At 63.6% G+C, this 10927-nt stretch carries 7 protein-coding genes; 6 read left to right on the top strand and 1 reads right to left on the bottom strand.

What is annotated here, in order from left to right; all coding sequences use genetic code 11:
- Positions 1–435: 435 nt before the first annotated feature.
- Entirely contained in the window at positions 436–2001 is a 1566-nt protein-coding gene (locus tag J7E36_RS16770; protein ID WP_231286411.1) for a BCCT family transporter, read from the bottom strand.
- Between the two features lie 364 nt (positions 2002–2365).
- On the opposite strand from J7E36_RS16770, the gene betI reads away from it, so the two are divergent.
- The 6 genes from betI (at position 2366) to mdtD (ending at position 10867) form a co-directional block, all read left to right on the top strand.
- Entirely contained in the window at positions 2366–2986 is a 621-nt protein-coding gene (gene betI, locus J7E36_RS16765) for a transcriptional regulator BetI (RefSeq protein ID WP_215004949.1), read from the top strand.
- Between the two features lie 80 nt (positions 2987–3066).
- Complete coding sequence (gene betB, locus J7E36_RS16760; RefSeq protein ID WP_215004946.1) at positions 3067–4539, top strand: betaine-aldehyde dehydrogenase; 1473 nt, start codon at positions 3067–3069, stop codon at positions 4537–4539.
- A 146-nt stretch (positions 4540–4685) separates the two neighbouring features.
- The gene (betA, locus tag J7E36_RS16755) at positions 4686–6389 is read left to right on the top strand and encodes a choline dehydrogenase (protein WP_215004943.1); all 1704 of its coding nucleotides are present in this window, start codon (positions 4686–4688) and stop codon (positions 6387–6389) included.
- A gap of 162 nt (positions 6390–6551) precedes the next feature.
- Entirely contained in the window at positions 6552–7994 is a 1443-nt protein-coding gene (locus tag J7E36_RS16750; RefSeq protein ID WP_215004940.1) for a TldD/PmbA family protein, read from the top strand.
- Positions 7994–9331 (top strand): TldD/PmbA family protein, encoded by a 1338-nt coding sequence (locus J7E36_RS16745; protein WP_215004937.1) that lies wholly within the window; start codon positions 7994–7996, stop codon positions 9329–9331. The genes J7E36_RS16750 and J7E36_RS16745 overlap by 1 nt, the downstream gene beginning before the upstream one ends.
- Before the next feature lie 108 nt (positions 9332–9439).
- Complete coding sequence (gene mdtD, locus J7E36_RS16740; protein WP_215004934.1) at positions 9440–10867, top strand: multidrug transporter subunit MdtD; 1428 nt, start codon at positions 9440–9442, stop codon at positions 10865–10867.
- The last annotated feature ends 60 nt before the right edge of the window (positions 10868–10927 follow it).

Here is a 10927-nt window from a genome sequence, read left to right as displayed (position 1 = left end):
ACGCTCCTGCGTGGGAATGCCGCCAGGGACGCTCTGCGTCCCAATGCCTGCCGGTGCGGTGCAGCAGGAACGCGGAGCGTCCCGGGATGCATTCCCACGCGGAGCGTGGGAATGAGGTGGTGGGGGCTGTTCCACTGATCGTTCCCACGCTCCTGCGTGGGAATGCCGCCAGGGACGCTCCGCGTCCCAATGCCTGCCGGTGCGGTGCAGCAGGAACGCGGAGCGTCCCGGGATGCATTCCCACGCCGAGCGTGGGGAACGAGGTGGCAGGTGTTCCGCTGATCGTTCCCACGCTCTGCGTGGGAATGCCGCCAGGGACGCTCTGCGTCCCAATGCCTGCCGGTGCGGTGCAGCAGGAACGCGGAGCGTCCCGAGATGCATTCCCACGCCGAGCTTAAGGAACGAGCTGGCGGGGTGTTTCGCTGGTGAGGGTGTTCACAGCTGATCCGGCTGCATCAGCCGCTCACGAAACCGCTGCCAATCACGGATCTCCAGCGCCGCCTGCTCCTGCTCGATCTGCACATCCTGGCGCATCGCCTTGTGCAGGCCGAACATGAAGAACACCAGGACCACTGAAAACGGCAATCCAGCCAGCACCACCATGGTTTGCATGGCTTCGAAGTTACCGGCGAACAGCAGGCCGATGGTCACCAGCGTAATCACTACAGACCAGAAGATCCGCAGCCAATGCGGCGCATCCTCATCGACCGTGCCGCCCTTGCACGAAAGGTTGGCCATCATCACCGCACCGGAGTCCGCCGGGGTCAGGAACAGCACGAAGCCGACAAAGATCGACACGCCGATCACCACTTTCGACGCCGGGTAATGCTCCAGCAACTGGTAGATCGCCATCGACGGCTGCTCCAGCGCCGTCTTGCCCAGCTCCACCGCCCCGTGGTTCATCACCAGGTCCAGGGCCGAGTTGCCGAAAATCGACAGCCAAGCCAGGGTGAAACCGAGGGGAATCAGCAGCACGCCGGCCACCAACTCGCGTACCGTGCGCCCCCGGGAAATACGGGCGATGAACATGCCGACAAACGGCGCCCAGGAGATCCACCAGGCCCAATAGAACAGCGTCCACAGGCCCAGCCAGCGGTCAGACTTGGCGGTGTCGCCCCCATACACATACAGGTCGAAGGTTTTCAGCACCGCGCCGTTGAGGTAATCGCCGATGTTCTGCACAAAGCCGTTGAGCAGGTGCAGCGTCGGTCCAAACAGCAAGACGAAAATCAGCAGGCCGCTGAACAACACGATGTTCAGGTTGGACAGCCGGCGGATGCCGTTCTCTACACCGGAGACCGCGGCGATGGTCGCCACGGTGCTCATCACGATGATCACGATCAGCAGGTTGGTATTGCTGTGCTCCATGCCGAACAGGTTTTCCAGCCCGGATGAAACTTGCAGCGAACCGATCCCCAGGTTCGTCACCAGCCCCAGCAGGGTCACGAACATGCCAAAGCCGTCCACCGCATGGCCCGCCGCGCCCTTGACCCAGCGCTCCCCCACCAACGGGTATAACGCCGAGCGCAGCGCCAAGGGTTGATTATGCCGGTAGGCGAAGTACGCCACGGCCAAGCCTACCAACGCGTAGATCGCCCAGCCGTGCAAACCCCAGTGCAAGAACGTCAGCTGCACGGCCTGACGCGCGGCCAGGCTGCTGCCGGCCACGCCTTCGGGCGGGTTGAAGTAGTGGTCCAGCGGCTCGGAGGCGCCGAAGTACAGCAGTGAAATACCGATACCGGAGGAGAACAGCATCCCGGCCCAGGCGCCGTAGCTGAAGTCGGGCGTATCGTCCTTGCTGCCCAGCTTGAGCTTGCCGTAAGAGGAAAACGCCAGGCCGACCACAAACACCAGGTAGGCGGCGATCACCACCATGTAATACCAGCCAAAGCTGCGAGACAACCACGCCTGGGCCAGGCCGAGCAAGCGCCCCGCCTCCTGCGGAGCGATGATCAGGATGGCCGTCAGTAGCAGGATCAGCGCGGTGGAGGTGTAGAACACCCAACCGTTGACCGTCACCTTTTCTGGTGGGGTCTTTATTAGAGAGGCAGAACTCATTGCACGGATGCTCCAGGCAGTGCGAGAGAAGGACAAGGCAACGCGGTACCCGACCAATCGGTAAGTGGGCAGCCGACCGGCGGGTGTTATAAAGACATCCGTTCGGCCCTCGCCCCGCCAGACGGGAGCGTTGGGCCTTGGATGCCGGGTTCTTGCGCCATTTACGCGTAGGAAATTTCGGTAAATCGCGACGATTTGTCGCAGAGCTTATTCTTTGTTGATTGAACGTTCAATCAAAACAAAATAGACTGGCCCTCGTCCCGTCAGGCGAGCTTCGTCTGTCGGATGGCCTAAGGAGATGTGCTAGATGCCCAAGGTCGGTATGCAACCCATCCGCCGCCAGCAATTGATCGAAGCCACGTTGCAGGCGGTCGATCAGGTCGGCATGGGGGACGCCAGCATTGCGCTGATCGCCCGTTTGGCCGGTGTCTCCAACGGCATCATCAGTCACTATTTTCAGGACAAGAATGGCCTGATTGCGGCTACGGCCCAGTACCTGATGACTGTCCTGAGCGAGAACGTCACCGCGCGTCGTCAGGCGCTGGAGGACAGCAGCCCACGGGCGCACCTCAAGGTGATCATCGAAGGCAACTTCGACGCCAGCCAGGTCAATGGCCCGGCAATGAAAACCTGGCTGGCCTTCTGGGCCACCAGCATGCATCACCCGTCATTGCACAGGTTGCAGCGGATCAACGATCACCGCCTGTATTCCAACCTGTGTTGCCAGTTCCGTCGCGCGCTGCCCCTCGATGAGGCTCGCAGTGCGGCACGGGGCCTGGCCGCGCTGATTGACGGCTTGTGGCTGCGCGGGGCGCTGTCGGGAGACGCGTTCGATACCCACCAGGCACACCGGATCGCTTACGAATACATGGATTTCCAATTGGCCAAGGCAGGGTTGCCAGAGCACACAGAACCGCTCGACGCCTGAACCGCCACCGACCCGCGTAGTCAGCTGTAAAGGACACGCCCGGTGGACCAGCCAACCACTTATGCACTTGCGAGGACTTTATGGCCCGTTTCGAACTGCAAAAACTCTACATCGACGGCGCGTACAGCGATGCCAGCGGCGACGCCACTTTCGAAGCCATCAACCCTGCCAACGGGGAAGTGCTTGCCCAGGTGCAGCGGGCGACCAAAGAAGACGTCGAGCGCGCCGTGGTCAGCGCCGAAAAAGGCCAGAAAGTCTGGGCCGCCATGACCGCCATGCAGCGTTCGCGCATCCTGCGTCGCGCCGTGGAAATCCTGCGCGAGCGCAACGATGAGCTGGCTGCCCTGGAAACCCTCGACACCGGCAAGGCCTACTCCGAAACCCGTTACGTCGACATCGTTACCGGCGCCGACGTGCTGGAGTACTACGCCGGCCTCGTGCCTGCCATCGAAGGCGAGCAGGTGCCGCTGCGCACCACCTCGTTCGTCTACACCCGTCGCGAGCCGCTGGGCGTCGTGGCCGGTATCGGCGCGTGGAACTACCCGATCCAGATCGCCCTGTGGAAGTCCGCGCCGGCCCTGGCCGCCGGCAACGCGATGATTTTCAAGCCGAGCGAAGTCACGTCGCTGACCACCCTGAAACTGGCCGAGATCTACACCGAAGCCGGTGTTCCAGCGGGCGTGTTCAACGTCCTGACCGGCAGCGGCCGTGAAGTCGGCACCTGGCTGACCGAGCACCCACGCATCGAGAAAATCTCCTTCACCGGTGGCACCGACACCGGCAAAAAAGTCATGGCCAGCGCTTCGAGCTCTTCGCTCAAGGACGTCACCATGGAACTGGGCGGCAAGTCGCCGCTGATCATCTTTGACGACGCCGACCTCGATCGCGCCGCCGACACTGCGATGATGGCCAACTTCTACAGCTCCGGCCAGGTCTGCACCAACGGCACCCGCGTGTTCGTACCGAGCCACCTCAAGGCCGCCTTCGAAGCCAAGATCGCCGAGCGCGTGGCGCGCATCCGCGTCGGCAACCCGGAAGACGAGAACACCAACTTCGGCCCGCTGGTGAGCTTTGCCCACATGGAAAGCGTGCTGGGCTACATCGAGAAGGGCAAGGCCGAAGGCGCGCGCCTGCTGTGCGGTGGCACTCGACTGACCGACGGCGAATTCGCCAAGGGCGCGTTCGTCGCCCCGACCGTGTTCACCGACTGCACCGACGAGATGACCATCGTCCGTGAGGAAATCTTCGGCCCGGTGATGAGCATCCTCACCTACGAAACCGAAGAAGAAGTGATCCGCCGCGCCAACGACACCGACTTCGGCCTGGCCGCCGGCGTCGTGACCCGCGACCTGAACCGCGCCCACCGTGTGATCCACCAGCTCGAAGCCGGCATCTGCTGGATCAACGCCTGGGGCGAATCCGCCGCTGAAATGCCGGTGGGCGGCTACAAGCAATCGGGCGTGGGCCGCGAGAACGGGATCAGCTCGCTGAACAACTTCACTCGCATCAAATCGGTACAGGTCGAGTTGGGTGATTACGCCTCAGTGTTCTGAGCAGCGGTAAGCGGCGAGCTACAAGCTTCAAGTTAGAAGCAAGATCAAAAGCTGCTTGTGCTTGCCGCCCGATTCAATCGCACAGACACCGCTTGCTGCTTTTTCTTGCAGCTTGAAGCTTGGAGCTTGCAGCTCCCGGAGATCTCATGACCATAGAATATGATTACATCATCGTCGGTGCCGGCTCGGCCGGTAACACCCTGGCGACCCGCCTGACCGAAGACGAAGGCGTCACCGTCCTGCTGCTGGAAGCTGGCGGCCCGGACTATCGCCTGGACTTCCGCACGCAAATGCCGGCAGCCCTGGCGTTCCCGCTGCAAGGCCGACGCTACAACTGGGCCTACGAGACCGATCCCGAGCCGCACATGAACGGCCGTCGCATGGAGTGCGGTCGCGGCAAGGGCCTGGGCGGTTCTTCGCTGATCAACGGCATGTGCTACATCCGCGGCAATGCCCTGGACTACGACAATTGGGCAAAACTGCCCGGCCTCGGGGATTGGTCGTACCTGGACTGCCTGCCCTACTTCAGGAAAGCTGAAACCCGGGACATCGGCCCGAACGACTACCACGGTGGCGACGGTCCGGTCAGCGTGACCACGCCCAAGCCCGGTAACAACCCGCTGTTCCACGCCATGGTCGAAGCCGGCGTGCAGGCCGGTTACCCGCGTACCGAAGACCTCAACGGCTACCAGCAGGAAGGCTTCGGTCCGATGGACCGTACCGTCACGCCGAACGGCCGTCGTGCCAGCACCGCTCGCGGTTACCTGGACGTTGCCAAGAAGCGCTCGACGCTGACCATCGTCACCCATGCCCTGACCGACAAGATCCTGTTCGAAGGCAAGCGTGCCGTGGGCGTGCGTTATCTGGTGGGCGCCGCTGAAGAGCGTGTCGAAGCCCGAGCCCGCAAGGAAGTACTGCTGTGCTCCGGCGCCATCGCCTCGCCGCAGATCCTCCAGCGTTCCGGCGTCGGCCCGGCCAGATTGCTGGAGAGCCTCGACATCCCGGTGGTCCACGACCTGCCGGGCGTCGGTGAAAACCTTCAGGACCACCTGGAACTGTACCTGCAGTACGCCTGCACCCAGCCGGTGTCGCTGTACCCGTCGCTGCTCTGGTACAACCAGCCGGCCATCGGTGCCGAGTGGCTGTTCAACGGCACCGGCATCGGCGCCAGCAACCAGTTCGAGGCCGGCGGTTTCATCCGCACTCGCCCGGAGTTCGATTGGCCGAACATCCAGTACCACTTCCTGCCGGTGGCGATTAACTACAACGGCAGCAACGGCGTGAAGGAACACGGCTTCCAGGCCCACATGGGCTCTATGCGTTCGCCCAGCCGTGGCCGGATCCAGGCCAAGTCCAAGGACCCACGCCAGCACCCGAGCATCCTGTTCAACTACATGGCGACCGAGCAGGACTGGCAGGAATTTCGCGACGGCATCCGCCTGACCCGCGAGATCATGCAGCAGCCGGCGCTCGATCCGTTCCGTGGCCGCGAGATCAGCCCGGGCATCGACGTGCAGACCGACGAGCAATTGGACCAGTTCATTCGCGAACACGCCGAAACCGCCTTCCACCCGTCCTGCTCGTGCAAGATGGGCGATGACGACATGGCGGTGGTGGATGGCGAAGGCCGCGTGCATGGCATGCAAGGCCTGCGCGTGGTCGATGCCTCGATCATGCCGATCATCACCACCGGTAACCTAAATGCGCCGACGATCATGATCGCCGAGAAAATCGCCGACAAGATCCGTGGCCGCCAGCCACTGCCGCGCAGCACCGCGCCGTACTACGTGGCCGGCGATGCGCCGGTGCGTGGCAAGCCGGTGCGTGACGTCGGACCTGTCGCGCAGTAACCGCTACCGCCATCGCGAGCAGGCNNCCTGCTCGCGATGACGGCAACCCTGACACCCAGCATTTCTTTGTGCCTTGATCCCTCCCCCGCCCAGGCCTACTCTAGAGCCGCCGCGTCACTGCGCCGCACCTTGTTGCACCGCCCTTCCAGACAAGGAGGTTCCATGTTCGACTTCCACCCCCAGCTCAAGCAGCGCTTCGCTGCCTTGCGCACGGGCGCTGAATTCTTTTCCCTGCGTTACGTGCGCGAGTCCGGCCAGCATTTGTCGGTGCGCAAGAATGTCGCCGAACCGCCCAGCCTGAACCGTGACGAAGGGGCGATGCTCACGGCACGGGTCAACGGTGTCGAGGCCTATGCCTCCACCAACGACCTGTCCCAGGCCGGCCTGCAAGCGGCGCTCGAACGCGCCGAGCAACAAGCTCGCCGGCTCAAGCCCCACGCGCTGCTCGACTTGCGCGAGCAGACGGTTGCCAGTGATCGCGCCGATTACTTCTCACCGCATTTCGACCAGGCATTCCCCTCCCTGAACGATTGCTACCAGTTGCTCGGCGACGAGTCGGCGGCAGTGCCCCAGGACGAGCGCCTGGTGAACTGGCAAGTCAGCATCGGCCTGACCCAGGTCGAGCAGATCTACCTCAACAGCGCCGGCGCCGAGTTGCGCCAGGCCCAGCGGTTCATCTACCCGGCCCTGGACGTCACCGCCTACGACGGTCACGACAGCCAGACCCGCACCCTGGGCCGCGAGAACTTCGGCCAGCAAGGTGGCTTCGACGTGATCAACCGCTGCGGCCTGATCGGTGCCGGGCCGAAAATCGCCGACCAGGCCCTGCAATTGCTGATGGCACCGAACACGCCGCCAGGCCCGCGGGACCTGCTGCTGATGCCCGACCAGATGATGTTGCAGATCCACGAGTCCATCGGCCACCCGCTGGAGCTGGACCGCATCCTGGGGGACGAGCGCAATTACGCCGGCACCAGCTTCGTCAAGACCAGCGACTTCGGCCATTTGCAGTACGGCTCCAGCCTGCTGAACGTGACCTTCGACCCGGACATCCCCGAGGAACTGGCCAGCTACAGCCATGACGACGACGGCAGCCCCGCCAGCAAGCAGTTCCTGATTCGTGGAGGCTTGCTGCTGCGGCCGCTGGGCGGTGCGCTGTCGCAGTTTCGCGCCGGCCTGGATGGCGTCGCCAACAGCCGCGCCTGCGGTTGGAACCGTCCGCCCATCGATCGCATGGCGAACCTCAACATCGAGCCCGGCGACCAGCCACTGGAGCAACTGATCCAGGGCATCGAACACGGCGTGCTGATGCGCACCAACCGTTCCTGGTCCATCGACGATGCCCGCAACAAATTCCAGTTCGGCTGCGAATGGGGCCAACTGATCGAGAACGGCGAGCTCAAGGGCGTGGTGAAAAACCCCAACTACCGGGGCATCTCCGCGCAGTTCTGGAAAAGCCTGCGGGCCGTCGGCGATGCCAGTACCTCCCAGGTGCTGGGTACGCCGAACTGCGGCAAGGGCGAACCGAACCAGGTCATCCGTGTCGGCCACGCATCGCCGGCCTGTGTGTTCAGCAACGTTGATGTGTTTGGGGGAGACGCCTGATGGGCACTGTCAATAATCAGGCCGAGGCGTTCAAGGCGTTGGTCGACTGGCTGCGCGCGGCACTGCATGAATCCGAACAGTTCACCCTTGGCTACGCCGCCGAGTCCTCGGCCTTCGTGCGCTTCAACCATGGCAAGGTCCGCCAGGCCGGACAGGTGCAGCAGGCCAATGTCAGTTTCAAGTTGATCGACGACGGTCGCCACGCCGACCTGCAGATCACCTTGTCCGGTGAGGCCGAGACCGACTTGCAGCGCCTGGGCGAAGGCCTGCAACAGCTGCGCGAGACCTTGCCGCTGCTGCCTCCCGACCCGTACCTGCTGCTCAACCACAACCACTGGCAAAGCCACGATGTGCAGGACCATCCGCTGCCGGAGACCGAGCAGGCCGTGGCTGAAATTGCCCGCGCCGCCGAAGGACTGGACCTGGTCGGGTTCTACGCCGCCGGACCCATCAGCCGTGGTTTTGCCAGTTCTGCGGGGGCGTTTGGCTGGCATCAGGCCAACAGCTTCAATTTCGATTTCAGCCTGTTCCACGAAAACGGCCAGGCGGTGAAGGCCTCCTACGCCGGCCACGCCTGGAGCAGCGAAGGGTTTGTCCGGCGCTTCGAACAGGCCCGCCAACAATTGGCGTTCCTCGGCCGACCGCTGCGCACGTTGCCGCCCGGTGAATACCGCGCCTACCTGGCACCGGCCGCTCTGGAAGAGATCATGGGCATGCTCAGTTGGGGTGGGTTCTCGGCCCGGGCAATGGCCAGCAAGCAGAGCCCCTTACAGAAGTTCTACGCCGGCGAAGCCAGCTTCAGCCCCGCCGTGGGGCTGCGTGAACAGGTCAGCGGCTCCCTGAGCCCGGCATTTTCCGACGAAGGCTATCCACGCGATGACCTGGCCCTGATTGCCAAGGGCACGGCCAACGCCCGGTTGATCAACTCCCGCAGCGCCGCCGAGCATGGCATCACCGCCAACGGTGCAAGCAGCTACGAGTACCCCACGGCGCTGGTCATGAACGAGGGTCAGCTGGAGCACCAGGAGATCCTCGAACGCCTCGGCACCGGGTTGTACATCAGCAACCTCTGGTACCTCAATTACTCGGACCAACCGGCCGCACGCCTGACCGGCATGACCCGCTTCGCCACGTTCTGGGTCGAGAATGGCCAGATCCAGGCGCCGGTCAGCACCATGCGCTTCGACGACAGCGCCTATAGCCTGCTCGGCTCGCAACTCGAAGGCCTGACCCGCGAGCGGGAACTTCTGCTCTCGGCGAGCACCTACAGCCAGCGGGCCACAGCGTCGATGCTGTTGCCGGGGGCGCTGGTCAAGCGGTTGACCTTGACCCTGTAAGACGCATCGCGGACAAGCCTTGCTCCCACAGGATGTGCGCCGTACCTGTGGGAGCAAGGCTTGCCCGCGATGAAGCCAACAGACACCCGAACACAAACAAGAGGTCCCATGCCCAACCGCGCACCGCTCGATGCAATCACCGCCCGCTGGCTTCCGTGGGTGGTGGCGATTGCCTTCTTCATGCAATCCCTGGACGGGACCATCCTCAATACCGCCCTCCCCGCCATGGCCAGTGACCTGGCGGAAAACCCGTTGCGCATGCAGGGCGTGATCATCGCCTACATGCTCACGGTGGCGCTGCTGATCCCGGCCTCGGGCTGGATCGCCGACCGCTTCGGCACCAAGAAGATTTTCTTCGGCGCGATCCTGTTGTTCAGCTTCGGCTCGCTGCTGTGCGCCTTGTCCAGTTCGCTGAGCATGCTGATCGGCGCCCGGGTGATCCAGGGCCTGGGCGGTGCGTTGATGCTGCCCGTGGGCAGGCTCGTGGTACTGCGGGCTTATCCACGCTCGGAGCTGGTGCGGATCATGGGCTTCATCACCATTCCCGGCCTGCTCGGCCCGTTGATCGGCCCGACCATGGGCGGCTGGATGGTGGAGTACCTGACCTGGCACTGGATCTTCATCATCAACCTGCCGGTGGGTGTGATCGGTTGCTATGCCGTGTGGAAGTTCATCCCCGACCTGCGCGGCAGCGAACGCACCCGCTTCGATGGCGTGGGCTTCCTGCTGTTCGGCGCGGCGATGGTGCTGATCACCATTGCCATGGAAGGCCTCGGGGAACTGCACCTGCCGCACCTGCGGGTGATGTTGCTGCTGTTCGGCGGCATGGCCTGCCTGGCGGCGTATTGGCTGCGGGCCGGGCACATCGAAAACCCGCTGTTCGCGCCGTCGCTGTTCAAGACCCGGACCTTCGCCGTGGGCATCCTCGGCAACCTGTTCGCGCGCCTGGGCAGCGGCGCCCTGCCGTTCCTGGTGCCGTTGCTGCTGCAAGTGGCCCTAGGCTATTCACCGTCCCAGGCCGGGATGAGCATGTTGCCCCTGGCAGGCGCGGCCATGGTTGCCAAATCCGTGGCCCGGCCGCTGATCGAACGCCTGGGCTATCGCACCGTCCTGACCGGCAACACACTGGCCTTGGGCCTGATGCTGGCGAGCATGGGCCTGGTCAGCGAACAGACGCCGTACTGGCTGCTGCTGGCGCAACTGGCGGTGCTGGGGGCAATCAACTCGCTGCAATTCACCGCGATGAACACCGTCACCCTGATCGACCTGGACGACGCCAGCGCCAGCAGCGGCAACAGTTTGCTGTCCGTGGTGGCGCAACTGTCCCTGAGCCTTGGCGTGGCCTGCGCCGGTGCCCTGCTCGGTGGCTTCACCGCCCAGGTGGGCAACGACGGGGTGGACACCGTGTTGGGAGCATTCCAGTTGACGTTCGTGACGGTGGGCGTCATGGCAATGCTGGCGGCGACGATCTTTTCCCAGCTGTCGCGCGAAGACGGACGCCGGGTGAAGCGGCCGGATGAGCATATCGAACACTAAGTCGCTTCTTGGCTCGGAGATGCTGTGGGAGCAAGCTTTGCTCCTATCAAACAAAACCTT

Origin of the sequence: Pseudomonas fluorescens, assembly GCF_018614775.1 — a bacterium.
Lineage (GTDB): Bacteria > Pseudomonadota > Gammaproteobacteria > Pseudomonadales > Pseudomonadaceae > Aquipseudomonas > Aquipseudomonas fluorescens_BY.
Note: the sequence above shows the minus strand (reverse complement) of the source record. Positions and strands in the feature narration are given on the sequence as shown.